Annotated in this window: 24 protein-coding genes; 13 read left to right on the plus strand and 11 right to left on the minus strand. The window is 69.9% G+C overall.

The genetic code is table 11. From position 1 onward, the window contains the following. Nucleotides 1–5: 5 nt before the first annotated feature. The 3 genes from ACFV9G_RS21015 to ACFV9G_RS21025 are packed head-to-tail and all read right to left on the minus strand — an operon-like array spanning nucleotide 6 to nucleotide 2,840. Nucleotides 6–1,040 (minus strand): NAD(P)-dependent alcohol dehydrogenase, encoded by a 1,035-nt coding sequence (locus tag ACFV9G_RS21015; protein ID WP_378729493.1) that lies wholly within the window; start codon nucleotides 1,038–1,040, stop codon nucleotides 6–8. Next, the gene (locus ACFV9G_RS21020; protein ID WP_378729495.1) at nucleotides 1,037–1,795 is read right to left on the minus strand and encodes an iron-sulfur cluster assembly protein; all 759 of its coding nucleotides are present in this window, start codon (nucleotides 1,793–1,795) and stop codon (nucleotides 1,037–1,039) included. Before ACFV9G_RS21020 ends, ACFV9G_RS21015 begins: the two co-directional genes overlap by 4 nt. Nucleotide 1,796: 1 nt before the next feature. Continuing rightward, nucleotides 1,797–2,840, minus strand: a complete 1,044-nt coding sequence (locus ACFV9G_RS21025) for an amidohydrolase family protein (protein WP_378729497.1) — start codon at nucleotides 2,838–2,840, stop codon at nucleotides 1,797–1,799. Between the two features lie 153 nt (nucleotides 2,841–2,993). On the opposite strand from ACFV9G_RS21025, the gene ACFV9G_RS21030 reads away from it, so the two are divergent. The 3 genes from ACFV9G_RS21030 to ACFV9G_RS21040 all read left to right on the plus strand — a co-directional run bounded on the left by ACFV9G_RS21030 (nucleotide 2,994) and on the right by ACFV9G_RS21040 (nucleotide 8,298). Beyond that, the gene (locus ACFV9G_RS21030; RefSeq protein WP_378729499.1) at nucleotides 2,994–4,466 is read left to right on the plus strand and encodes a GAF domain-containing protein; all 1,473 of its coding nucleotides are present in this window, start codon (nucleotides 2,994–2,996) and stop codon (nucleotides 4,464–4,466) included. A 90-nt stretch (nucleotides 4,467–4,556) separates the two neighbouring features. Continuing rightward, nucleotides 4,557–6,164: a serine/threonine-protein kinase gene (locus ACFV9G_RS21035; RefSeq protein ID WP_378729501.1), complete on the plus strand. Its 1,608-nt coding sequence runs from the start codon at nucleotides 4,557–4,559 to the stop codon at nucleotides 6,162–6,164. Between the two features lie 82 nt (nucleotides 6,165–6,246). Then, nucleotides 6,247–8,298: a protein kinase gene (locus ACFV9G_RS21040; RefSeq protein ID WP_378729503.1), complete on the plus strand. Its 2,052-nt coding sequence runs from the start codon at nucleotides 6,247–6,249 to the stop codon at nucleotides 8,296–8,298. Between the two features lie 15 nt (nucleotides 8,299–8,313). Here ACFV9G_RS21040 and ACFV9G_RS21045 read toward each other — a convergent pair whose 3' ends face one another. Then, nucleotides 8,314–9,138, minus strand: a complete 825-nt coding sequence (locus ACFV9G_RS21045; protein ID WP_378729505.1) for a metal-dependent hydrolase — start codon at nucleotides 9,136–9,138, stop codon at nucleotides 8,314–8,316. 186 nt (nucleotides 9,139–9,324) lie between these two features. Here ACFV9G_RS21045 and ACFV9G_RS21050 point away from each other — a divergent pair, with 186 nt between their 5' ends. From ACFV9G_RS21050 to ACFV9G_RS21065, 4 genes are all read left to right on the plus strand, one after another. Beyond that, complete coding sequence (locus tag ACFV9G_RS21050; RefSeq protein WP_378729507.1) at nucleotides 9,325–9,627, plus strand: hypothetical protein; 303 nt, start codon at nucleotides 9,325–9,327, stop codon at nucleotides 9,625–9,627. Between the two features lie 55 nt (nucleotides 9,628–9,682). Beyond that, entirely contained in the window at nucleotides 9,683–10,216 is a 534-nt protein-coding gene (locus tag ACFV9G_RS21055) for a glutathione peroxidase (protein WP_378729509.1), read from the plus strand. 110 nt (nucleotides 10,217–10,326) lie between these two features. Then, complete coding sequence (locus ACFV9G_RS21060) at nucleotides 10,327–10,800, plus strand: MarR family transcriptional regulator (RefSeq protein ID WP_160025466.1); 474 nt, start codon at nucleotides 10,327–10,329, stop codon at nucleotides 10,798–10,800. A gap of 69 nt (nucleotides 10,801–10,869) precedes the next feature. Next, nucleotides 10,870–12,090 (plus strand): MFS transporter, encoded by a 1,221-nt coding sequence (locus ACFV9G_RS21065; RefSeq protein ID WP_378729512.1) that lies wholly within the window; start codon nucleotides 10,870–10,872, stop codon nucleotides 12,088–12,090. A 30-nt stretch (nucleotides 12,091–12,120) separates the two neighbouring features. Here ACFV9G_RS21065 and ACFV9G_RS21070 read toward each other — a convergent pair whose 3' ends face one another. The 4 genes from ACFV9G_RS21070 to ACFV9G_RS21085 form a co-directional block, all read right to left on the minus strand. Continuing rightward, nucleotides 12,121–13,947, minus strand: coding sequence for a CocE/NonD family hydrolase (locus ACFV9G_RS21070; RefSeq protein ID WP_378729514.1), 1,827 nt, complete (start codon nucleotides 13,945–13,947; stop codon nucleotides 12,121–12,123). Nucleotides 13,948–14,039: 92 nt separating this feature from the next. Continuing rightward, nucleotides 14,040–14,690: a CoA transferase subunit B gene (locus ACFV9G_RS21075; RefSeq protein WP_378729516.1), complete on the minus strand. Its 651-nt coding sequence runs from the start codon at nucleotides 14,688–14,690 to the stop codon at nucleotides 14,040–14,042. A gap of 3 nt (nucleotides 14,691–14,693) precedes the next feature. After that, nucleotides 14,694–15,485, minus strand: a complete 792-nt coding sequence (locus tag ACFV9G_RS21080) for a CoA transferase subunit A (protein ID WP_378729518.1) — start codon at nucleotides 15,483–15,485, stop codon at nucleotides 14,694–14,696. Between the two features lie 60 nt (nucleotides 15,486–15,545). Then, nucleotides 15,546–16,769 carry an acetyl-CoA C-acetyltransferase gene (locus ACFV9G_RS21085; RefSeq protein ID WP_378729520.1) on the minus strand — a complete coding sequence of 408 codons (1,224 nt, stop codon included), beginning with the start codon at nucleotides 16,767–16,769 and terminating at the stop codon, nucleotides 15,546–15,548. Nucleotides 16,770–16,954: 185 nt separating this feature from the next. Between ACFV9G_RS21085 and ACFV9G_RS21090 the strand changes: the two genes are divergently transcribed. The 4 genes from ACFV9G_RS21090 to ACFV9G_RS21105 are packed head-to-tail and all read left to right on the plus strand — an operon-like array spanning nucleotide 16,955 to nucleotide 19,341. Further along, a complete protein-coding gene (locus ACFV9G_RS21090; protein WP_378729521.1) occupies nucleotides 16,955–17,647 on the plus strand; it encodes an energy-coupling factor ABC transporter permease in 693 nt (230 codons plus the stop codon). Then, a complete protein-coding gene (locus ACFV9G_RS21095) occupies nucleotides 17,644–17,976 on the plus strand; it encodes a PDGLE domain-containing protein (protein ID WP_378729523.1) in 333 nt (110 codons plus the stop codon). Before ACFV9G_RS21090 ends, ACFV9G_RS21095 begins: the two co-directional genes overlap by 4 nt. Before the next feature lie 4 nt (nucleotides 17,977–17,980). Beyond that, on the plus strand, nucleotides 17,981–18,592 hold the full coding sequence (gene cbiQ / locus ACFV9G_RS21100) for a cobalt ECF transporter T component CbiQ (protein ID WP_378729525.1): 612 nt from the start codon (nucleotides 17,981–17,983) through the stop codon (nucleotides 18,590–18,592). Continuing rightward, nucleotides 18,589–19,341 (plus strand): energy-coupling factor ABC transporter ATP-binding protein, encoded by a 753-nt coding sequence (locus ACFV9G_RS21105; RefSeq protein ID WP_378729527.1) that lies wholly within the window; start codon nucleotides 18,589–18,591, stop codon nucleotides 19,339–19,341. Before cbiQ ends, ACFV9G_RS21105 begins: the two co-directional genes overlap by 4 nt. Before the next feature lie 80 nt (nucleotides 19,342–19,421). Here the strand turns inward: ACFV9G_RS21105 and ACFV9G_RS21110 are convergent, their stop codons facing one another. From ACFV9G_RS21110 to ACFV9G_RS21120, 3 genes are read right to left on the minus strand one after another with little or no spacing between them, the layout of a single operon-like run. After that, entirely contained in the window at nucleotides 19,422–19,847 is a 426-nt protein-coding gene (locus ACFV9G_RS21110) for a DUF3054 domain-containing protein (protein WP_378729529.1), read from the minus strand. Between the two features lie 23 nt (nucleotides 19,848–19,870). Next, nucleotides 19,871–20,995 (minus strand): N-acetylglucosamine-6-phosphate deacetylase, encoded by a 1,125-nt coding sequence (locus ACFV9G_RS21115; RefSeq protein ID WP_378729531.1) that lies wholly within the window; start codon nucleotides 20,993–20,995, stop codon nucleotides 19,871–19,873. Further along, nucleotides 20,986–22,767, minus strand: a complete 1,782-nt coding sequence (locus ACFV9G_RS21120; RefSeq protein ID WP_378729533.1) for a dolichyl-phosphate-mannose--protein mannosyltransferase — start codon at nucleotides 22,765–22,767, stop codon at nucleotides 20,986–20,988. The genes ACFV9G_RS21115 and ACFV9G_RS21120 overlap by 10 nt, the downstream gene beginning before the upstream one ends. Before the next feature lie 33 nt (nucleotides 22,768–22,800). Here ACFV9G_RS21120 and rsmI point away from each other — a divergent pair, with 33 nt between their 5' ends. After that, nucleotides 22,801–23,643, plus strand: coding sequence for a 16S rRNA (cytidine(1402)-2'-O)-methyltransferase (rsmI, locus tag ACFV9G_RS21125; protein WP_378729535.1), 843 nt, complete (start codon nucleotides 22,801–22,803; stop codon nucleotides 23,641–23,643). Between the two features lie 122 nt (nucleotides 23,644–23,765). Continuing rightward, the gene (locus ACFV9G_RS21130; RefSeq protein WP_378729537.1) at nucleotides 23,766–24,587 is read left to right on the plus strand and encodes a TatD family hydrolase; all 822 of its coding nucleotides are present in this window, start codon (nucleotides 23,766–23,768) and stop codon (nucleotides 24,585–24,587) included. The last annotated feature ends 86 nt before the right edge of the window (nucleotides 24,588–24,673 follow it).

Genomic DNA, 24,673 nt, shown 5'->3' on the forward strand with positions numbered 1-24,673 from the left:
CCTCCTCAGGGAACCAGGATCGCGCGGCCGCGGACCCGGCCGGCGTCGAGGTCGGAGATGGCGGTCTGGAAGTCGTCGAGGGCGTACTTCTGCGTGTGCAGCGTGACGGCCCCGCGGGCGGCGAGCGCCATCAGGTCGCACAGGTCGTTGTAGGAACCCACCAGGTTGCCGATGAAGTTGATCTCGGCCGAGATGATGTCGATGGTCGGCACGTCGATGTTCTCGCCGTAGCCGACGACGTGGTAGTCACCCGCCCGGCGGAGCATCCGGACCCCTTCGGCGGTCGCGCCGCCCTCGCCGACGAAGTCGACGAGGACCTCGGCGCCGTGGCCGTCGGTGAGGTCCAGCACCTGGTCGACCTGGGTCCCGTCGGCGACGACGCCGTGATCAGCTCCGATCGACAGGGCCAGCTTCACGGCCTCCGGGTTGCGGTCGACGACGATCAGCTCGGCGGGGCTGAGCGCCTTGAGGACCTGGATGCCGATGTGTCCGAGCCCGCCGGCACCGATGACCACGCACCGGTCGCGCGGGGTCAGCCGCCGGGCGGCCTTGGCCGCGGCGTGGTAGGCGGTCAGGCCGGCGTCGGCCAGGGCGGCCACGTCGGCCGGCTCCAGGGAGTCGTCGATCTTCACCACCGAGCGCGCGGAGGTCTTCAGGTACTCCGCGTAGCCGCCGTCGGTGTCGATGCCGGGGAACTGGTTGAGCTCGCAGTGCACGTCGTCGCCCGAGCGGCAGGCCCGGCACAGCCCGCAGGTGATCAGCGGGTGCAGGATCACCTTGTCGCCCTCGGCGACGTGGGTGACGGCGTCACCGACCGCGTGCACCCACCCGGCGTTCTCGTGGCCGATCGTGTAGGGCAGCGCGACGCCGGACTTCTCCTCCCACTGCCCCTCCAGGATGTGCAGGTCGGTGCGGCACACGCCGGCACCGCCGATCCTGACCACGACGTCGAACGGTCCGGTCGGCTCCGGGGCCGGGACCTCGGTCATCGCCAGCGGCTGGTGGTAGCCGACCACCTGGACGGCTCGCATGGTGCTCATGATGATGCTCCTTCTCGGTGCAGGTCGGTCAGAGGTACGAAGGCGGGCGAGGTGACCTCCTCGCCGTAGCGCGTCGCCAGCAGGCCACGGCAGAAGTGCGCGTTCCCGTCGATCGAGATCCGGGTCGAACGCGCCCTCCGCAGCGCCAGCGGGATGTCGCCGGGTCGCTCGTCGTCGTGGTCGACCAGGACGTACGCCTCCGGCAGGTCGGGCAGCCCGAGGACCGCCCGGCGCCGCCGGAGCGAGGCGGTGAACTCGTCGTCGGGCAGGTCCCCGAGCCGCACCTCGCCCACGGCGTCCTCGGCCAGGTCCGGCTGGCCCCTCAACAGCCGGGTCAGGCAACGCTCGAGGGCCGCCGTGTGGGCCTTGCGGTGGAACGTGGCCCGCAGCTCGTCCAGGGACGACTCGGCCTCGTGGCGGAACGTGCCGAGATAGCCGGCATCTGCCGCCAGGCCGGCGTTGATCAGGTCGGAGTCGTGGTGGTCGTCGAGCTCGACGACCACCTGGTCGGTCCACGGCAGCGCGGTCAGCGCGTCCTTGGCGTCGCTCGCCATCAGGTAGGCGAAGTTGGGCGAGCAGAACGACGTCGGCAGCCGCAGGTGGACCTCGACCCGGACAGGTGCGGTCGAGGAGACGGCCAGAGACCGGACGAAACCGAGAGCGGTGATGGGCTCGTCGAGCTCGGGGTCGACGACGGCGTGGAGCGCGGCGTACGCCTGGGTGGCGCGGGTGCTCTCCTGGGTCAGCAGCGACATCTCACACCGCCGCGAGGTCGGCCCGCTCGGGCTCACGGGGACCCGTCGCCGTCTCGTCCGCCTCGGGCAGCCGCAGCTCGGCGGGCACCTCGAGGTCGTACATCTTCGCGGCGTTGAGGCCGAGGATCTTCTTCTTCTGCGCGACGGTGAGCGGGGCGTACTCGGTCATGTCCTCCGGGATCTGGAAGTCGACGAACCGCTCGATCAGCCACTTCGGCGTCCAGATCGCGTAGTCGGAGGAGAACTGGATCCGGTCCTCGCCGATCCAGTAGACGAGCTCGCCGAGGATCTGCGCGAAGTAGCGCGGCCGGGTGTGGATGAACGGCATCGCGACCGCCAGCCCGCCGTGGACGTTGGGCTCCTGGGTGGCGATCCAGCAGAAGTCCTCCAGCCGTGGCAGGCCGACGTGCTCGACGATGAAGTTGAGGTCGGTGAAGTCGCTGGCGACGTGGTCGATGTCGGCGACGTCGAACGCGTCGCGGTCGAGCGGCCGGATCGTCGGGCCCTTGTGGATGTGGATGTTGGTGATCCCGAGCTCGCGGCAGGCCTCGAAGTAGCGGTACGCCCACGGGTCGGTCAGCTTCCAGCCGCGCGACTCTCCGTGCCACTCGGCGGTGTAGAGCTTGACGCCCTGGAGCCCGAACCGCTCGGCGTCGGCGTGGAGCTGTTCGAGCCCGGCCTCGCCGTTGCGCGGGTCGAAGTGATGGTTGTACGTCAGCTTGTCGGGGTGCTTCGCCGCCAGCTGTGAGGCTTCCTCGGTCTGCCCGAACCCGTTCGTGTAGAACTCGCCGAGGTGGGCCGGCTGGAAGATCGCGTGGTCGACGTAGCCGACCTCGAACAGGTCGTGCATCAGCCGCTCGCCGCCCTGGTAGAGGTAGTCCTCGTAGGACCAGTGCTCCGCCTCGGGGGAGAGGTTGCGGTGGTAGTCGTAGAAGCAGTCGATGAACTGCTTGCCGTGGATGTTGCGCTGGTTCTCCGGACGGGCGTCCCAGAGCGCGACGTGGGCGTCGACGATGAAGTACGACTCGTTGTCCTTGGTGTACATCGGGTCCTCCGTTCTGTGGCTTTCGTCACAGGACGCTAGGGCGGCTGCGGCGCGCGGATCAGGGGTGCGGCGTCTCAATGTGAGACCTCGACCGTCTCAATCTGAGACGCTGCCGGGCTGCCCGCGCCGGGCGGCGGATGTAACGTCGATCACATGACAGGCCGCCACCCGATCGCGCAGCGCACCGCGGCCGTCGACGCGTCGGCGCTGGCGCCGCGCGTACGTGCCTCCTGGCAGCGCAGCCAGGAGTACGGGGTCTCGGTCGAGGAGGTCGACCCGGTCTTCTCCGGCGCCTACGACCAGGAGTCGCTCTTCTTCCAGTGCGGTCAGGAGGTGCTCGACGACCTCCACCGGACGCTCGTCGGCGAGCCGGTCAGCCTGATGCTCACCGACCCGGGCGGTCTGGTGCTCAACCGGCTCAGCGGCGACCAGCAGCTCCTCCGGGACCTCGACGCCGTCCACCTCGCGCCGGGGTTCAGTTACGCCGAGCGTGCGGCGGGCACCAACGGGCTCGGCCTCGCGCTGGCCGACCGGACGCCGACAGTGGTCCGGGCCGAGGAGCACTACTCGCTCTCGCTGTGCAGCTACACCTGTGCCGCCGCGCCGGTGATCGACCCGATCAGCGGGCGCTTGGAGGGCAGCGTCAACCTGACCACCTGGTCGGAGTCGTCCCACGACCTGCTGCTCGCCCTGGCCCAGTCGGCGGCCAGCAACACCGCCTCGCTCATGCTCGCCCGAGCCCATGGCCGGTTCCCGCGCCCGGCTCCCCGTGGCGAGGTGTTCCGGGTGGAGGCGCCCCGGCTGGAGCCGGGCGCCGGCAGCCTCCGCGACCTCTCGTCCGCCTGGTGCGAGGCGCTGGGGAGCGTGCGCGACGCGCTCCGGGTCGGCCGGCGGGTCGCCGTGGTCGGGGAGCCGGGGGTGGGGCGGACGACCCTGGTCGCCCAGGCGTTCCGTGACCTGCGGCCCCGCGACCGGATCCTGGCGGCCTCCGCCCCGGAGCCGGCCGACGCCGAGGCCTGGCTGTCGCTGTGGACGCCGGAGCTCGCCAAGCAGGACACCGCTGTGGTCGTACGCGACGTGAACATGCTTCCGGCCTGGGTGGCCGAGCGGCTGCACGCCCTCCTCGTCGAGGCGGCGCCCGGGGCGGTCGCCGGAGTGCCGTTCGCGATGACCGCCGAGACCTTCGACGGCATCCCGGCGGCCCTCGCCGATCTCGTCGACACCGTGGTCGAGGTGCCGCCGCTGCGGGAGCGGCCCGAGGACGTACTTCCGTTGGTGCATCAGGTGGGACTGAGGGTGCGGGGCCGCGAGGTCGCGCTGACCCCGGCCGCGGAGCGGGCGCTGCACGACCACGGCTGGCCGGGCAACGTCGCCGAGCTCGTCCAGGTCGTCCAGCGGGCCGTGAGCGCCGGTGACCAGGTCGATCTGCGCCACCTTCCCGCCGACGTACTCTCCGACACCCGGCGGCCGTTGTCCCGCATCGACGCCTTCGAACGGGGCGAGATCGTCCGCGTCCTGACCCGTCCGGGGATCACCATGCAGGAAGCAGCCGCGGAGCTCGGGATGTCGCGTGCCACCGTCTACCGGAAGGTGCAGCAGTACGGGATCCGGCTCCGGCCGGGGTAGCCCGCGGGGGAGTCGAACTCTTGGCCAAGTCCAGGAAAACTCTCGGTTGAGGCCGGGCCGTCAGGGCTGCTCACCAGGGACCATGGACCCATGCGTATCCGTCCCCCACGCGCCGGTCGCCAGCATGTGAACCATCTGACCGGACAGGGCGGACCAGCTCTGAGCGGTCAGAATCTTGCCGACCGGCTTGTCCAGCAGCACCCGCTCTCCCCTGATGAGGCCTCGAGCATCGTCGCGCAGGTCGCGCGCCTCCTCGCCTCGGGCCACGCCGCGGGGCAGGTGCACGGAGACATCAGACCGGCCACCATCGGGTGCGCCCCCGACGGCCGGATCGCTCTCGTCGGTGCGCCCGCGCCCCGCGGCGGGGAGGGCCTGCCGTACATGTCCCCTGAACAGATCGACCGCAAGCGGATCGGACCGGCGAGCGACATCTACTCCCTCGGTGCCGTGTTCTTCGAGCTGCTCGCCGGCCGCCCGCCGTACGCAGGGCTCGAGCCCGAGCGGGTCGGCACACTGGTGACCGTTCCCGGCCACCTCGATGGCATCACGACCGCCATGCTCGACCCGGACCCGGTCAAGCGTCCCCGGGCCGACGAGGTGGCGACCGTGCTCGAGAGCGGGGTCGCCGCTCCGCCGAAGCGGATCGTGCGTCCGGTCGACATCAGAGGCCCGCGCCTCTCGCCCACGCTGCTGGGTGTGCTGATGGTCCTCGTCCTGCCGGGGCTGGTCTTCGGCGGCTGGGGCACCCTCCGGGCCGGCGACAAGATGTCGAGCATCGGCAGCGCCGAGCCGCTGGCCAACATCTTGCCGACCAGCTTCCAGCTCGCCTTCGACCTCTCGATCGAGCGCGACGCGCTGCGGACCGATGCGGCACTGACCGAGGACTTCCTCCAGATCACCGACCGGTCCATCGACGCCTGGACCGTGGAGGTCGAGAAGCTGGACACCGCCGGCGATCCGGGGCTGCGGCGGCGTACGGAGAGGTCGGCGGCCGCCCTCGAGCGGCTCTCGGACATCCGTGCGGCCGCCCGGGAGGGGAATCGGTCCGGCAAGCTGGTGGCCGTCGAGCTGTACACGAACGCGGTCAACGGACTCTTCGACCTCGCCGCCGAGCTGCCGTCGTTCGACGATGACGAGCTGGCGAAGCAGGCCCGGAACCTGGAGCTGATCGGGTCCGTCTCGGAGGTGCTCGGACTCGAGCGGAGGATCATGGCGAACGCCTTGCGCAACGAGCGGATCAGCGACCAGGGCATCGCCGACCTCAGCGCTGCCCAGGACTCCTGGGCGACCCACTCGGAGTCGATCTATCGGCGCGCTGATCCGGCGACGCGGCAGCGGCTCGACAGAATCTCGGGCCGGTCGTTCGAGTTCGGGTCCTACGCGGTCTCGTCCCAGCGTGCCGTCATCCGGGTTCTCAACGCCCGTGACGTCGAGGACGTCGTCAGGCAGCTGGAGGACAGCGACGACAGCAGGCCCGTGGACCAGCTCTGGCTGGCCGATGCGGCCGGCTACGTCGAGGATCTCAAGGAGGTGGTCGTCCACGCCGCCAACCGGCTCGCCGACGACATCGAGCGCGAGCACAGGGACGCCCAGAACCAGACGATCGCCTGGGGAGTCTTCACCGGCATCGTGCTGGCGGTGCTCGCCGCGCTCGGCGTCGCGCTGCTCCGAGCGCGAGGGCGAGCAGTTGATGCGTAAACCGGCAACAATAGCAAAGATCGGCGGACTTCATCGGTGCGTACACGAGACGCACGGGGTGTGAGTCCGACAACATATGCGCATGCGAACGCGCCCCCCGATCGCAGGCCGATACCGCCTGCACCGACTGCTTGGACGCGGCGGGATGGGCGAGGTCTGGCAGGCAGCCGACATCAGGCTCGAACGCTGGGTCGCCGTGAAGGTCGTGGAGACCTCCGCCGACCCCAAGGTGACCGAGCGCTTCCGGCGTGAGGCGCTCTCGACGACGGCGGCCAGTCACCCGGGCACGGTGCAGGTGCACGACGTCGGGGTCGAGCAGACCGAGTACGGCAGCATCGTCTACCTGGTCATGGAGCTGCTGCCGGGCCCGACGCTGGCCGACCGTCTCGAGAAGCAGGGGCGGTTCACCGTCGAGGAGGCGAGCGAGGCGATGGTCCAGGTCGCGCGTACGCTCACCGCGGTCCACTCCTCCGGGATCATCCACCGTGACATCAAGCCGTCCAACCTCGTCTACGACGGTGATGGCCGGATCCGGGTGCTCGACTTCGGCATCGCCCAGCTGGCCAGCCACCAGGCCGAGCGGCTCACCTCGACCCGCCATGTGATGGGGAGCCTGCCCTACATCTCGCCCGAGCAGGCTGCCGACAACGTGGTCGGCCCACCGAGCGACATCTACGCGCTCGGCTGTGTGTACTTCGAGCTGCTCACCGGACGCGCTCCGTACGCCGGCTCCGAGCCGGTCTCGATGATCTACCAGCACGTGACCGCGCCGGTCCCGCACGTCAACGACGTGGTCACCGTGCCGTCCCATGTCGACGAGTTCGTGGCGTCGATGATGGACAAGGACCCCTCCCGGCGGCCCACCGCCGGCGAGGTCGTCGCCTTCGCGCGTCGGCCCGAGGTCGTGCCCGCGGTTCCTGCCGGCAGCCGCGAGCTGCCCGCCGGGCTCAAGCCCCTGGCGCTCCCGTCGTCCACGTCGTCCTCGGCTTCCTCGGCCCCCTCCGTATCGCCGGTGACGGCGGTCGCCGGCGTGGTCGAGTCGGCGCTGCGTACGCCTCGGTCCCATGCGGCCCCGAAGCCGAGGTTCCTCCGCAACCGGGTGTTCGGCCTGCTGCTGGTCCCGGTGCTGATCGCCCTGGTCCTCGGCGGACTGACCTTCACCGACGCGCTCGAGGAGCGGGCCGTCTCCAGTCGCGCGATGACGATCGCCGGAGCGCTCCCGGAGAGCTATGAGCTCGGGATGGATCTCATCTTCGAGCGGGACGCGCTGAGCTCCGACCAGGTCCCGGCCGCGGTCCGGCAGGCCTATCGCCAGGTGACCGACGACTCGATCGAGGCGTGGCACGACGACATCACCAAGGTCGACCTCGCCGACACCCCGAGCCTGCGGGAACGGGTCGAGCGCACCTACACGGTCCTCAAGAGCATCGACGCCTACCGCTCGGACCTCGAGGACGGCGACAAGGCGAGCACGGAGGCGGCGGTCGCCGCCTACACCGACACCGCCTACGAGCTGCTCGACTTCGCGACCGAGATGCCCAACATCCGCAACGAGAACATCTACAAGCAGGTCACCAACCTCAAGTACGTCCGGTCGGCGTCCGAGTCGCTGGGGATCGAGCGCACGCTGATGGTGCCGGCGCTGATGACCGGGAGGATCGACGAGGAGTCGATGGACGCGATGAGCGAGGCGCGTACGTCCTGGCAGCTCACCTCACGCTCGTTCTACGGCGACGCCCCGAAGGCCACGCAGAAGGCGCTGGACAAGATCTCGGACGGCACCTTCGCCGACGGGTCCCGTGGGCTGGTGTCGCAGAACGCGGTCGTCCAGGTCATCAACGACGGCTCGCTCGCGGGCGCGGTCCGAGACCTGGAGTCCCACGCCCCGGGGCGGCCGGCCGCGCAGGTCTGGTCCGAGGACATGACCCGCTTCATCCAGCTCCTCAAGGACACCATCGTGGCGATGACGTTGATCGTCTCCGACGATGTCGGCGAGGAGCACCGCGGCGTCCAGACGAAGGTCGTCCTGAGCGGGGTGCTCGCGGTCGCGGCGCTCCTCGCGGCTCTCGCGCTGCTGGCCGGGATGTTCGTCCTCCGCCCGCTGCGTGGGCGCCGGCGGTCCGTCGACAGCTGAGCGGCGAGCCGCCGGTCAGACCAGGGTGCTGAGGCTCGAGACCAGGTCGTCCCAGCGGCTGTCGACGTCGAAGCCCATCTGGCTCAGCAGCGCCCAGCCGAAGCCGACGACGGCGTAGAGGCTGACCGGGGTCATCACGACCCACTCCCGGATGGAGCCGGCGTCGCCGAGGACCGGGAGGGCGAAGTTGCCGCCCCGGGTCCACATGTTGTCGAACGGCAGCCACTTGTTGCGCCGCACCCACTTCGGCGGCTTCGGTGCGATCGGCCAGAACAGCGGGATCCCCATCGTGGTCACGAAGTCGCCGATCAGGTGTACGACGCAGCCGAGGGCCACCGAGAACGGCATCCACCACCACTCCTCGGGCGCGAAGATCGCGATCACCGCCGCCAGCGCCACCGCCGGGATCCATGGCCAGTGGACGCCCTTGCGGGTGAGCTTCAATGCGTCCATCGCGAAGGCGACCAGCAGGACGCACATGATTCCTGGGCCGATCAGGACGCTGCCGAAGTGTTCGGTCTCGAGCGAGAGCTTCCCAGCACCCCAGGCGAGGGCGGTGAAGGCGAGTACGCCGAGGATCGAGTGGGTGCCGTTGCGGTGGCCGCCGGAGACCTGTCCGACGATCTTGGTCAAGCCTTCGGAGACCGGTGGCAGCGAGTGGGCGATCGTGCCGTTGTGGTGGTCGGCGTCCGGAAGCAGCGCGGCGCCGGCGCACACCAGGGTGCCGGTCATCACGCCTATGTCCGAGACGCCCGGATACCACCCGAACGCGATCGGTGCCGACGATGTCACTGCGATCCACGCGGCAGCCCCAGAGGCCGCGTGATGCCCACCCATCATGTGAAGTTGTGTCCCTCTCCAGTGTTCCCCCGCTGAATGACCGCGGACGAACGTACCGGTCCTCGTGCTGCTTCGCGTGCGTCGGGGTGGTGTGTCTGGTGACGAGATTCGAATCACTGTTCGAGGGTTGATCCGAGGCATGAAAGGGGTGCGGCCGGGGCGGCAACTTGAATAGGATGCCCGGTCATGACGACTTCCGGTGCCCACGGCGGTGCCCGCCGTGCGCAGTGGACGTTCGAGACCAGTCGGTGCGCCGCGACGGTGACCCCCGAGGCGATCGAGTTCCGGTTCATGGTCGCTGCGCCCGACGGCTCGCTCAGCGAGATGCTCCTCTCCGTGGGGCGGCACGACATGCCGACTCTCCTCGAGGAGATCGCCTACGAGATGCCCGAGGCGCTGGAATGGATGTCGGCCGCGATCATGACGGTCGCGCGTGACCGGCGTCTGGCCCTGGAGGCCTCGTCGGTTCCGCATCAGCGCGGGGCATAACCTCGGGCCGAGCAAGGTTGTCCCCCTGCACCGCAACTCGATCGAGGAGAGACCTGTGACCACCACGTACGATTTCGAAGCGACCGCCGCGGATGGCAGCCCCGTCTCGCTCGGTGACTACAAGGGCAAGCTGCTGCTGATCGTCAACGTAGCCAGCAAGTGCGGTCTGACGTCGCAGTACGAGGGCCTGGAGGAGCTCTACCGGGCCACCAAGGACTCCGGCGTCGAGGTCATCGGCTTCCCGACCAACCAGTTCCTCGGTCAGGAGCCCGGCACCGACGACGAGATCCAGGAGTTCTGCAAGACGACGTACGACGTGACCTTCCCGGTTCTCTCCAAGGTGGACGTCAACGGCGAGAACGCCGAGCCGCTCTACGACTTCCTGCGTGCCGAGGCGCCGGGCGACTGGGGCCCGCACCTCGGGCCGTTCTACGAGGCGGTCAAGGACCTGACGCCCGCGACCGAGCCCGGTGACATCAAGTGGAACTTCACCAAGTTCCTCATCGGGCGTGAGGGTGAGGTCATCAAGCGCTACGAGCCGCCGGTGGCGCCCGAGGAGATCCAGGCGGACCTCGCCCAGTACCTCTGAGGCATGCCGGACGGCGCTCGATCCCGATGTATGCGGGGTCGGGCGCCGTTTGGGGTGGATAGTTGATCAGAAGATAGTTCCATATCGGATGGTTCGTTAAGATCTAGTTCATGACCGGACCGCGTATCGACCTGTTGTTCCTGCTCAACCAATCCGCTCACGCCTTCGCGGCCCAGGTCGGCGAGGCGCTGGCCGACTTGGAGCTCTCGGTGCGGGAGTACTGCGTGCTGATGAAGGCCGCCGAGGGGGAGTACACCCAGAACGCTGTGGCCGAGATGGCGATGCTCGACAAGACCACGATGGTCACGACCCTCGACAACCTCGAGCGCCGCGGCCTGGCCGAGCGGCGGGTCTCGACCACCGATCGCCGCGCCCGCATCGTCGCGCTCACGCCGGCCGGCGTGAAGGCGCTCGAGGAGGCCTCGAAGGCCTACAACGCGACCGTCGCCAAGGCGCTGGAGGGTCTGGCGCCGAGCGAGGGCGAGGCCTTCATCGAGGCGCTGCAGCACCTCGTCGAGGGGCCGTGGGCGACGCCCTCGCACACGATGACGCTGCGGCGTCGGGCGCCTGCCTCGTCCCGCTAGAGATAGGTTTCAAAATTAATATCCCGAAATAGATTGTTTCATAACAAACAATCTTCTATGGTCGTATCTATGACGACCAAGACAGTCGCGCTCGCGACCCTCGCAGCCACTCAGCTGATGGTGATCCTCGACGGCACGGTCGTGACCGTCGCCCTTCCGGCAATCCGCGACGACCTGGGATTCGGCGACGCCTCGCTGTCCTGGATCGTCAACGGCTTCCTGCTCGCCTTCGCGCTCGTCCTGCTCCCGGCAGGCCGGGCGGGCGACGCGTTCGGCACCCGCCCGGTCTTCCTGGCCGGGCTGAGCATCTTCACGCTCGCCTCGGCATGGTGCGGCCTCGCCTGGGACCCGATCTCCCTGGTCCTCGCGCGATTCGTCCAAGGTCTCGGCGGCGGCATCGCCTCGGCCGTGGTGCTCGGCATGATCGCCGGTCTCTACGCCGAGCCCCGCGAGCGCCTCCGCGCCTTCGCGGTGCTCGCCTTCGTCGGCTCGATCGGTGCCTCGGTCGGGACGGTCCTGGGTGGCGTACTCACCGACGTCGCGTCCTGGCGCTGGGCCTTCCTGATCAACGTGCCGTTCGGGATCATCGCCCTGATCGTCGCGCTCCGCGCGGTGGAGGGTACGCCGCGGACCGGTGCCAAGGGCGGCCTGCTCCCGCGCGGCCTGTTCGCCCAGCGCAGGTTCGCACTCGCGAACCTGATCCTGCTGACCCTGACCTTCGGTGGGTTCACGTTCCAGTTCGTCACGACGCTCTACCTGCAGGACACTCTCGGGTTCGGAGCACTCTCGACCGGCCTGGCGTTCCTCCCGGTCAGCGTGGTGATCGCCATCGCCAGCCTCGGCTTCAGCGCCACGCTGGCCGAACGGTTCGGGTCCGAGCGCGTCCTGCTCGTCGGCGTGCTCGCCTTCGTCGCCGGCATGGTCTACCTCGTCCGTCTCCCCGGAGAAGGCGGCTTCCCCCTCGACGTCCTCCCCGGTGCGGTCGTGATGGGCCTCGGCTTCGGCCTCGCGATGCCGCAGGTGACGGCGTTGGCGATGGGTGCGCTGGCGCCGGAGCACGCCGGGATCGGGTCCGGCCTGACCACGACCACCCAGCAGGTGGGTGGATTCCTCGGCACCCTGATCGCGGCCGGCCTGGTCACGACCGAGGGCTACGGCGCCGCCTACGCCTCGGCCGCGGTCGCGTTGGCCGCGGGAGCCGCGATCGCGGCGTACCTGCTCGTGGACGCGGCACGCGCCCGGGACCCGAAGGTCTCCGAGCGCGTGCCGGACGAAGCCGCCAGCCTCTGACGGCTCGCCCCCGGGACTGACCCCTCGGCGCTACCTCCGGACCGGGAGGACCAGCGTCGAGGGGTTCGTCGTCGTGTGGTGGACGGTGACCACGCCCGCGACGCCGCGGACCAACTGCTTCACGTTGGGCAGCAGATGGGGGACGTCGTAGGAGTGCACGGTGACCCGGAGGCGGTGGCCCTTCTCGATCACCGCGCCGGTCGGGAAGACCTCGACGGGAACCCGATAGATCTGGCCCGGCCGGACCGCCTGCTCGGTCGAACGGATGAAGGGATGCCACGGCTGGACGACCTGACCGTTCAGCGTCCGCGCCTTCGACGCCGTGACGGCACGGTGGCGCAGGGTCTGCCAGCCGCCGGTGATGCGGTCGACGGACCCATCGGGCGCGACATCCTCGATCGAGACCGAGATCAGGCCGTCGGTGCCGGTGGTGGAGACCGACAGATCGGCGTTGAGCGGGCCGGAGAAGGCCAGGTCCGAGGTCGCCGGAGCCGTCTCGTAGGAGACCCCGAGCGCGTCGTTGATCCGGTTGTCGGTCTCGCAGCCCGGGATCGCGAGGGCGCCGGCGGTCCACTGCGCGGTGCTGCGCGAGCACAGCCCCTGCACCGGCAGCGGGAGGATCGTGTCGCCGCCGACGGGCTTCAGGGCCGACCCGAGGGCGTACGTCTTCGCGCGGACCTCGCTCCCGAGCCACGACTGCATCGTGCGCCACTTCCCGGACCCGATCTCGTGGTAGGTCACCGGGGCGACGTCGCGGTCGAGGGTGGAGTCGGGCAGACCCTTGAGGTGCGTGTCGAACCACCGCAGCGCCATCTCGTCGAGGCCGTTGATCCCGCTGCCCTCCAGGCCGGCGCCCATCGACGCCTCGGCGTGCGTCCACGGCCCGATGAGCAGCTTGGTGTCCACCCCGTTCCGTTGCATCCGGTCGAAGAGCATCGGGGCGCCGCGCTGGAAGATGTCGTACTGTCCGGCCGTCACGAACGTCGGTACGTCGATCTCGTCGACCACGCTCAACGGTGACCGCTTCGTGTAGAAGGGGCCGTCGTAGCCGGCGTCGGTGCCGAGCAGCGCGCTGGCGAGCATCGGCACCTGGAACCCGAGCGCACCACTGACGTGCTGCAGCAGCGTGGTCAGGGTCGCTTCCGGGCGGGTCGAGTTGACGGCAGGCGGCACCAGCCCGGCGCCGGTGACCAGCCCGAACCACAGCGGGATGAAACCGGCGTCGATCTGGCCACCGGAGGCGACGACGTCACGGTAGACGTCGCCGGCGGGCACGATCGGGAACATCGCCTTCAGTCCGCGTGGGTGCTGGGCGGCGGTGAAGAACTGGTTGATCGCCATGTACGACGGGCCCCACAGGCCGAGCTCGCCGTTGCTCCACGTCCGCTTGGACGAGGTCGCCCAGTTGGCCACCTCGAGGCCGTCCTTCTGCTCGCGGTCGCCGAACGCGTCCCACTGGCCGGCGGAGGAGCCGGTGCCGCGTACGTCGGACTGGACCCAGACGTAGCCCCGCTCGACGAAGTAGTCACCGCCGCCCCCGGCGACGTTCTTGTTGTAGGGGTTCTGCGTCAGGATCACCGGGAACCGGCCCGGCGCCGCGGTGCCGTCGGCCTTCGCTGGCCGGTGGACGTCGGCACGCAGCACCACTCCGTCGGACATCGTGAGCTGGACGTCCTTCTCGACGACCACGCCGTACGTCGCCGGCCGCGGCTTCCACGCTCCGACCCGCGCCTGCGGCCCCTGAGCCGCCGCAGTCGCGGGAGCAGCAGCGGCGGCGCTCGGCGTGAGCGCCGGTGGGAGGAAGGTCGTGACGAGCGCCAGGAACGGGACGAGGAATGCCAGTCTGCCGAGTTTCACGACTCACTCCAGGGGTGTGGTGGGTATCACACCTCGAACGACGGAGTGCAAACGCGAGTTACGAAACAGCGTTCCGGTATTGAATAGTGAGACTAAGCAGTGAGCGCGCCGGTCCTGTCGACGACCGGAGCGCCCGTGGCCGCCACGACGTCCTCGTACGTCACCCCGGGAGCGAGCTCGACGAGATCGAACGAGGCGCCGGCGACGTCGAGAACCCCCAGGTCCGTGATGACCCGCTTGACGATCCCGCGACCGGTCAGCGGCAGGTCGCAGGCCGAGAGCAGCTTGGGGGCGCCCTTCTTGGTGACGTGCTCCATCAGTACGATCACCCGCCCGGCGCCGGAGACGAGGTCCATCGCGCCGCCCATGCCCTTGACCATCTGTCCGGGCACCATCCAGTTGGCGATGTCGCCGTTGGTCGAGACCTGCATCGCGCCCAGGACGGCGACGTCGATGTGGCCGCCGCGGATCATCGCGAACGACGTCGCGGAGTCGAAGTAGGAGGCTCCCGCGAGCACGGTCACGGTCTGCTTGCCGGCGTTGATCAGGTCGGGGTCGACCTCGTCCTCGTAGGGGAACGGGCCGACACCGAGGATGCCGTTCTCGGCGTGCAGCACGACCGTCGAGGTCTCCGGGATGTAGTCGGGGATCAGGGTCGGCAGGCCGATCCCGAGGTTGACGTAGTCGCCGTCCTGCAGCTCCTGCGCGGCGCGCGCGGCCATCTGGTTGCGGTCCCAAGCCATGACTCAGGCCTCCTTGTTCGCTGTGGTCGGGCGCTCGCCGCGCGTCGTACGCTTCTCGATGTCCTTGTGCCCCGCCTGCTCAGGCGTCAGCGCGACGATCCGCTTCACGAAGATCCCCGGAAGGTGGACGTCGGCAGGGGCGATCTCACCGACCTCGACGACCTCCTCGGCCTCGACGACGGTCACCCGGCCGGCCATCGCGGCCGGCACGTTGAAGTTGCGCGTGGAGGCGTTGAACTGGGCGTTGCCCGCCCGGTCGACGCGGGTCGCGCGGACCAGCGCGAAGTCGGTGATGATGCCCTCCTCGAGCACCATCTGCTTGCCGTGGAACTCCCGGACCTCCTTCGGCTCGGAGGCCTCGGCGATCGTGCCGTCGGGGTGGTAGCGGTAGGGCAGTCCGCCGTCGGAGACCATCGTGCCGACGCCGGTCGGGGTGTAGAAGGCGCCGATCCCGCTGCCGCCCGCGCGCATCCGCTCGGCGAGCGTCCCCTGCGGGGTGAGCTCGAGCGTGATCTCGCCGGCCAGGTACTGACGGCCGAACTCCTTGTTCTCGCCGATGTAGCTCGCGATCACCCGGGAGATGCGGTGGTCGTCGAGCAGCAGCCCGAGGCCGGCACCGTCGACGCCGCAGTTGTTGGAGACGACCATCAGGTCGTCCGCCCCCTGTTCCCGCAGCGCCTCGATCAGGAACCACGGGATTCCCACCAGCCCGAAACCGCCCACGGCCAGGCTGGCCCCGCTGTGAATGTCGGCAACCGCCTCCGCGGCCGATCCGACCACCTTGTCCAGACCCATGTCTTCTCTGCTCTCTCGAAGGGCTCTACAGAAAGATTTCGTACGCCGCCAGGTGCGGCTTCAGCGGACCGACTCGAACACCGCCGCGAGCCCCTGCCCGCCGCCGATGCACATCGTCTCCAGGACGTACCGGGCCTCACGCCGTTGCGCCTCGCGGGCGGCGGTGGCGAGGATGCGGGCGCCGGTGGCCCCGATCGGGTGGCCGAGCGAGATGCCCGAGCCGTTGGGGTTGAGCCGCTCGTCGGTGGCGTCGACCTTCCACTCGCGCAGGACGGCGAGGACCTGGGCGGCGAAGGCCTCGTTGAGCTCGATCAGGTCGATCTCGTCGAGGGTGAGCCCGGCGCGGCTCAGTGCCGCCTTGCTGGAGAGGACGGGACCGATGCCCATCCGCTCGGGCTCGCAGCCGGAGACCGCCCACGACTTGAGCGCCAGCAGGGGAGTCAGGCCGCGCCGCTCCGCCTCGGCGCGGGTGGTGACGACGCACATCGCGGCACCGTCGTTCTGGCCGGACGCGTTGCCGGCGGTGACCGTCGACTCCTCGTCGACCTTCAGCCGGATCGGGCGGAGCGAGGCGAGCTTCTCCAGGGAGATGTCGGCACGCGGGTGCTCGTCGCGGTCGACGACGACATCGGGCTTGCGGCGGCCGCCGGGGACGGTCACCGAGACCAGCTCGTCGGCGAACTTGCCGGCCTCGTGGGCTGCCACGGCACGCTGGTTCGAGCGCAGCGCGAGCTCGTCCTGCTCCTCGCGGGAGATGCCGTACTCACGGCGCAGGTTCTCGGCGGTCTCGATCATGCCGCCGGGGATCGGGTGGTCCTTGCCGCCGGCGGTCTCGCGAGCCCGGTCGAGACGGTCGAGCAGCTCGATGCCGCCCTGCTTCACCCCGCCGCGCAGCCCGAGGGCGTAGTGCTCGACGTTGGACATCGACTCCGCACCGCCGGCCACGACGAGGTTCGCGGCACCCGTGGCGACCGAGCCCGCGGCGTACAGGATCGCCTGCAGTCCCGAGCCGCAGCGACGGTCGATCTGCAGGCCGGGGACGCCGTTGCCGAGCCCGGCGTCGAGGGCCGCGATGCGGCCGATCGCGGGGTTCTCGCCGCTCGCGTAGCCGTTGCCGAGGATGACGTCGTCGACGTCGCCCTCCTGCAGGCCGGTGCGCTCGACCAGCTCGCGCAGGACCGTCGTGGCGAGGTCGGTCGCGGTCAGCGGCGCCAGGGCGCCGAGGAAGCGGCCGACCGGGGTGCGGAGGGGCTCGCAGATGACGATGTCGGTGGCGCTGCTCATGTTGTCGACGGTACGCGGGCAGTCATGACTTGAGAAGTACTCATTTGGCGTCGATTGACACATCTGACGTCTTGATCAACCGTCCGACCGGACAGTGCGCGGTCCAGGCTATTGCGATAAGTTCGCGTTAGCAGTTTCCTCGGGCTCCGCTTCAGTCCGACCCCACGCAGATCAAAGAGGTGACCATGCACGTCCCCGACGGCTTCCTCGACGCTCCCACGTCGATCGCCACCGGTGCAGTCGCTGTCGTCGCGGTAGGCGTCGCGCTGCGCGGCGCGCGCCGCGAGCTCGACGACAAGACCGCCCCGCTGGCCGGCCTGGTGGCCGCGTTCGTCTTCGCGACCCAGATGCTCAACTTCCCCGTCGGCGCAGGCACCAGCGGCCACCTGATGGGCGGCGCCCTGGCCGCGGTGCTGGTCGGGCCGTGGACCGGGGTGCTGTGCGTCTCGGTCGTGCTCATCGTGCAGTCCCTGCTCTTCGCCGACGGCGGCATCACCGCACTCGGCACCAACATCCTGCTCATGGCCGTCACCACCGTGGTCGTCGGCTGGCTGGTGAGCCGGCTGCTGATCAAAGTGCTGCCGAAGCGGGTCGGCCTGGTCGCCCCCGCGGCGGCGATCGGCGCCTTCCTGTCCGTCCCCGCGGCGGCGTTGGTCTTCACCGCGCTCTACGCCGTCGGCGGCACCGCCGACATCTCGCTGACCACGCTGGCCACCGCGATGCTCGGCTGGCACACGGTGATCGGGCTGGGCGAGGGTGCGATCACGTTTCTCGCGGTCGGCGCGATCCTGTCCGTACGCCCCGACCTCGTCTACGCCGCGCGCGGCGTGATCGCCGAGCGTGACCTGGTCATCAAGCCGAAGGAGTCGGTCGCATGAGCGCCGCCTCGAAGAAGGCCGTGTCGTTCAAGTGGGTCGCCCTCGGCATCGCCGTCGTCGCCCTGCTCCTGGCCGGCGTGGTGTCCTACTACGCCTCCGCCCACCCCGACGGCCTCGAGTACGTCGCCGGCCAGACCGGCTTCCTCGACAGTGCCTCGGACCACGGTGCGGCCGACGGCCCGTTGGCCGACTATGGCACGAAGGGCGTCGAGAACGCGCGGCTCTCCGGGGGCCTCGCCGGCGTGATCGGCACCGTGGTGGTGCTCGTCCTCGCCGGTGGCCTCGCCCTGGTCGTACGCCGTCGTTCCGCCACGTCCGACGAGGCCTGATCCGGTGCCCGCACATCTGAAGGTGCTCGCCCTGATCGGTTTCATGCTCGTGGTGGTGGCGACCCCGCGGGAGTGGTTCGCCGCGTACGCCTTCTTCCTGGCCGTCCTGGTCACGGTCGGCGCGGTGGCGCGGGTGCGACCGGGGTGGGTGCTGAAGCGGATGGTGGTCGAGACGCCGTTCGTGGTCTTCGCGGTGCTGATGCCGTTCATCGCGCACGGGCCGCGGGTCGAGGTGCTCGGGCTGAGCCTGAGCGAGTCGGGACTGCTCTCGGCGTGGGGGCTGCTCGTCAAGGGAACGCTCGGCGTGATCGCCGGGCTGCTGCTGGCCGCGACGACGACGCCCCAGGAGCTGGTCCGCGGCCTGGAGCGGCTGCGGCTGCCTCAGCAGCTGGTGCAGATCATGGCGTTCATGGTGCGCTACCTCGAGGTGGTGACCGACGAGATGCGCCGGATGGCGGTCGCCCGCGCATCCCGCGGCTTCGAGGCCCGCAACCCGCTCCACTGGCCGGTGCTGGCTCGCTCGGTCGGCGCGCTGTTCATCCGTTCCTTCGAGCGCGGCGAACGGGTGCACCTGGCCATGGTCTCGCGCGGCTACACAGGGAGAATGCCCAGGTGACCACTCCAGTCCTCGACGTACGCGGCTTGGCCTTCGCCTACCCCGACGGCCACCAGGCGCTCTTCGGTGTCGACCTGCACGTCCACCGCGGTGAGCGGGTCGCGCTGCTGGGCCCCAACGGGGCCGGCAAGACGACGCTGGTCCTGCACCTCAACGGCATCCACCTCGCCGGCGCCGGTTCCGTCGCGGTGAGCGGGCTCCCCGTGACCAAGGCCAACATCAAGGAGATCCGCCGCCGCGTCGGCATCGTCTTCCAGGATCCCGACGACCAGCTCTTCATGGGCACCGTCCGTGAGGACGTCGCCTTCGGCCCCGCCAACCTCGGCCTGCGCGGCTCGGAGCTGGACGCGAAGGTGACCGAGGCCCTCGCGAAGGTCGGCATGGAGGACTTCGCCGACCGGCCGCCGCACCACCTCTCCTTCGGTCAGCGACGCCGGGTGGCGGTGGCCACCGTGCTGGCGATGGACCCGGAGATCCTGGTCCTGGACGAGCCGTCCTCCAACCTCGACCCGGCCTCCCGCCGCGAGCTAGCCGACATCCTCCGCGACCTCGACGTCACCGTCTTGATGGTCACCCACGACCTGCCCTACGCCCTCGAGCTCTGCGAGCGCTCGGTCATCCTCGACGGCGGCATCGTCGCGGCCGAGGGCCGCACCGTCGACGTACTCGCCAACGCCGACCTGATGCGCGCCCACCGCCTCGAGCTCCCCTTCGGCTTCGACCCCGTCGCTGCAGCCGCCACCCTCTAGCCCCGCCGAGTCGGCTCGTCCTGACCAAGAACGACGCCGAGTCGGCTCGTTCTAACGAGCCGACTCGGCGTGATTTCTGGTCAGTTTGCGCCGGCTCGGCGACGGGCGCGGTAGTGGAGCTTGGCGCTGACGTAGCCGCGCCAGCCGACCAGGGTGAGGCCGAGGAAGAGGATCGAGACGACCAGGAAGGCCGGTGCCAGGCCGCCACCGGTGAGGCCGCGCAGCAGCATCCCGATGACGTACGTCCCGAGCCAGACGACCACGCCCGCCGGCCAGGCGCGGGCGGCCGACCAGCGGCGCCAGACCACGACGGCCCAGGCCACGGTGAGCCCGACCAGGAAGGGCCAGGCGATGCGGAGCACGACGAGCGCCGGGCCGGAGTCGTGCGACTGGCGTCCGGCGAAGGCGAAGAGGAGCACGAAGAAGACGTCGACCGCGAAGGCTGCGACCGCCCACCTGGGCACGAGCCCGGCGACGAGTGGGGAGGAGGACTTCGTGGAGGACATGGTGCCCAGAATACGAGCCCGCCCTACGCCGAGAGCCAGGCCCCGCCGCGCATCACCCGGGTCGGCCGCAGCGACTCGTCGGTGAGCACGAGGTCGGCGCGAGCTCCGGGCTCGAGGCGTCCCGCGTCGAGGCCCACCACCGATGCCGGCCGCAGGCTGGAGGCCCTCATCAGCATGGCCAGGTCGATCCCCGCGGCCGCATGGCGGCGCACCTGGTCGATGAGCCGCGAGGTGCCTCCGGCGATCGATCCGTTGCCGGTGCCATCGGCGATCCGGGCGACCCCATCCCGTACCTCCACGGCCAGCGGGCCGAGCTGGTAGTCACCGTCGGCCATCCCGGCCGCGGCCATCGCATCCGTGACGAGCACGACCGACCCGGGCACCATTGACATCATCGCCCGGACCGTCTCGTCGTCGAGGTGTACGCCGTCAGCGATCAGCTCAACGCAGGCGTCTCCGACACCGGCGGCCCCCAGGGATCCGAGCACCGGCCCAGGAGAGCGGTGGTGCGCGGGCGGCATCCCGTTGAACAGGTGGGTGACCAGGCTGCCCGGCCCGGACAGGAAGGCCCGAGTCTGCGAAGCCGACGCAGCGGTGTGTCCCAGCGCCACCACGACCCCGGCCGACGTGAGCACGGAGGCGACCTCGTCGGCCCCGGGGAGCTCGGCGGCCAGCGTCATCACCTTCAGCTGCCCCCGGGCAGCTGCGACGAGCTCACGGGCGAGCCCGGCGTCCGGCGCCATCAGCAGCTCAGGATCGTGCGCCCCCCGGCAGGAGTGCTCCAGGAACGGCCCCTCCATGTGGATCCCGGCGATCAGTCCGTCCTCGGCGGCCCCCGCCAAGGCGGAGACGACCGACAGCAACCGGGAAGGCGAGTCGGTCACGGTCGAGGCGAGCAGCGTCGTCGTCCCGGCCGCATGATGAACCCCGGCAGCCACCGCGATCTCGTCCGACGACGTGGAGTGGAACGATGCGCCGCCGCCGCCGTGGTTGTGGATGTCCACCAGCCCCGGCAGCAGGATCCCGGCCGACTCCGGATCGGCGTCGGTCACCGGTCGGACCCCGGCGATCACCCCGCCCGCGACGCTGACGACCAGATCGTCGAAGCCACCGGGTCGCGGCACCAGGCCGCGTACGTCTAGATCCATCGCTTGAACCAGATCCTCGTCAGCCACTCCTGCCGGGTGAGCAGCTCATCGGTGTAGATCGGCCAGAACCAGGCGAAGTTGCAGATCACGAGCACGACGAAGATGCCGCCGGCGACGGCACCCCCGACGCGGCGCCGGGTGGCGGGGCTTCCGCCGGCCTGCGGCGGTGGCCGGTCGAGCAGCTTGCCCAGACACAGACACAGGCCGAGCACGAGGAACGGCAGCGCGATGATCATGTAGAAGGAGAAGATCGGCCGCCCGGCGTACTGCAGCCACGGCAGCCACGTCGACAGCACCCCGACGACGGCGACCCCGAACCTCCAGTCCCGCGCGGCGACCCACATGAACGCGGAGACGATCAGCGCGATGAACGCTCCCCACCACAGCACCGGGGTGCCCAGCAGCAGCACCTGCCGCAGGCACGTCCCGGCCTCCTCCGGGCCGTCCCCGTCGGGGTCCGCCGTCGGCGTCGCCTCGCACATCTCGCCGCGCGACTTCGCACCGGACAGGATCCCGGTGTCGGCGGCGACCCCGACCGGCCGGTTCAGCACCAGCCAGCCGATCGGATGGGACCCGTAGGTGTGCTCGGCGCACTCCAGGAAGTGGGTGTGGAAGGTGAAGACGTCGCGGTGGTAGTACCACAGCGACCGCAGCGACTGACTGACCTCGCCGAGGCCGGAGGCGTCCGGCTCCGTGGCGGTCGGCCAACGCTTGTCGTTGAGGTTCTCGGGGACGTACGACTTGTTCTCGCAATGGCCCTCGCCGGTGTAGCGCGTGTATTGCGTCGCCGAGAGCGACTCCTCGTAGACGTCCGCGTGGGTCATCCACGGGATCCACGTCATCACGTAGACCGCGAGCGCGACCCCCACCAGGTGCACGAACGCCGTCGGGCCGTCGGCCAGGCAGGCACGGAGCCAGGCCAGACGTACGCCGAAGGAGCGCCGCATCCCGGCGGACCAGGCCACATAGAGGAGACCGAAGGCGGCCAGCGGGTAGAGCGCCTCCCACTTGCAGCCGATCGCCAGACCCCACGCGATGCCCGAGCAGAGCAGCCACGGACGGAACAGCATCTGGCGCACCGGACCCCAGGCGCCGGGCGCGGCGAGCTGCGTGGGTGCGAGCGCGGAGAACCGTCGCCGGCACCAGTCACGGTCCATCACCATCAGGTGCACCGCGAGCAGCAGGAAGAAGGCGACGAAGAGATCGAGCAGGGCCAGGCGCGAGAGCACGAACGCGAGGCCGTCGAAGGTGATCAGGATGCCGCCGACGAGACCGAGCAGCATGGACCCGGAGACGCGCCGTACGAACCGGATCGTCAGCAGCACCAGCAGCGAGCCGACCACGACCGAGGCGATCCGCCAGCCGAACGGGTCCATCCCGAAGAGCTTGATGCCGAGGGCGATGATCCACTTGCCCACGTCGGGATGGACGATCATCGACGGCCCGTCGGCGAACTGCCCGTCGAGCTGCCCGGCCAGGATGTTCTCGTCGGCGCCCTCGATGAAGTTGCGCGCGTAGCCGAACTCGAGCAGCGCCCAGGCGTCCTTGGCGTAGTAGGTCTCGTCGAAGGCGAAGACCTTCGGGGTGCCGAGATGCCACAGCCGCAGCAGGAACGCGAGCGCGGTGATTCCGATCGTCGCCGCCCAGCCGGCCCGCGGCGAGCCGCTGATGCGGCGCCGGGCGCGCTCCCAGGCGGTGGGGAGCAGGTGACCCGAGGGGGTGCTGGCCAGGCCCTCCAGGGGCTCCGGCTCCTCGGTCACCGTCGTCGTCACGAGGGAACCATATAAGCCTGCGACAATATCGGGGTGGTAGTTCCAGACGACGGCGTGCTCGTACTCGCGGCAACCCCGATCGGACGTGTCGAAGATGCCCCACCCCGTTTAGCCTCGGAGCTGGCGATCGCGGACGTCGTCGCAGCTGAGGACACCCGTAGGCTCTCCCGTCTGACCCGCGATCTGGGGGTCGAGATCAAGGGCAGGATCGTCTCCTACTTCGAGGGCAACGAGAGCGCACGTACGCCGACGCTGCTCGCCGATCTCCTCGACGGCAACCGCGTCCTCCTGGTCACCGATGCCGGGATGCCCTCGGTCTCCGACCCCGGCTACCGCCTGGTCGCCGCTGCGGTCGAGAAGGACGTACGCGTCACCGCCGTGCCCGGCCCCTCGGCCGTCCTGACCGCCCTGGCCGTCAGCGGCCTCCCGGTCGACAGGTTCTGCTTCGAGGGCTTCCTGCCCCGCAAAGCCGGCGAGCGCTCGCGGCGGCTGGGGAGCCTGGCGAAGGAGGAGCGCACCATGGTCTTCTTCGAGGCACCCCATCGCACCGAGGCCGCCCTGGCCGCCATGCGCGACGCCTTCGGCGACGACCGCGCCGCCGCCGTCTGCCGCGAGCTGACCAAGACCCACGAAGAAATACGCCGCGGGGGACTGGCCGAGCTCGTCGACTGGGCCGCCGAGGGAGTGCGCGGCGAGGTCACCATCGTCGTCACCGGCGCCGAGCCGAGTGCCGAGGTCAGCAACGACCCCGACTCCCTCCGCGCCGCGGTTGCGGACCTCGAGGCTGAGGGCCTGACCCGCAAGGACGCCATCGTGGAGACGGCAAAGCGAGCCGGCGTCCCCAAACGCGAGGTCTACAACCTGATCCACACATAGCCGGTCTGAGCGCCCACCTAGCCGAGTCGGCGCATCTGCACGGCGAGCGCCAGCGAGCATCGTGCCGATGCGCCGACTCGGCGGGCCACGAGGAGACAGCCCGTGGTCCGTACGATGCTCATGTGAGCTTTCCACCGATCCCCGAGCCGCTTCCCGCCCCCGTAGTCGACAACCACACGCACCTCGACATCGTCAGGGGCGACGAGGGCCTCCCGGTGGAGGAGGCACTGGCCAGGGCGGCCGAGGTCGGTGTGACCAGGGTGGTCCAGATCGGCTGCGACCTGCCCGGTGCCCGCTGGGCGGTGGAGGCGGCCCAGACGTACGACAACATGGTCGCGGGCGTCGCGCTCCACCCCAACGACGCGCCTCGCCAGCCCGATCTCGAGGCCGCGCTGGACGAGATCGAGAAGCTCGCCGGGGCGCATGACAAGGTGCGCGTGGTGGGGGAGACCGGGATGGACTTCTTCCGCACCGACGAGGAGGGCCGTGAGACCCAGGCCTACTCGTTCCGGCGCCACATCGACATCGCCAAGCGTCTCGACAAGACCTTGATGATCCACGACCGCGACGCGCACGACGCCGTGCTCGAGGTGATCGACAGCGTCGGCCCTCCGGAGCGCTGGGTGATGCACTGCTTCTCCGGTGATGCCGAGTTCGCCCGCCAGTGCCTGGACCGGGGCGCCTACCTCTCCTTCGCCGGCACGGTGACGTTCAAGAACGCCCAGTACCTCCGAGACGCCCTCGCGATCACTCCCCAGGACCGCATCCTGGTGGAGACCGACGCGCCGTTCCTGACGCCCCATCCGCACCGTGGCGCGATCAACTCCAGCTACATGATCCCGGCGACGATGCGGGTGATGGCCGACGTACGCGGCGACGACCTCGAGGCGCTCTGCCACGCCGTCAACACCAACACCGAGACCGCCTTCGGCGGCACCTGGTAAACGGCGAGCCCCGCTGGTCGAGCCGCCGGAGCCGCTAGGCGGAGGCGTGGGGGGGGCCCCAACAAAAGAAGGATTTTTTTGGTAAC

It is taken from the genome of Nocardioides sp. NPDC059952, from assembly GCF_042730435.1.
GTDB lineage: Bacteria > Actinomycetota > Actinomycetes > Propionibacteriales > Nocardioidaceae > Nocardioides.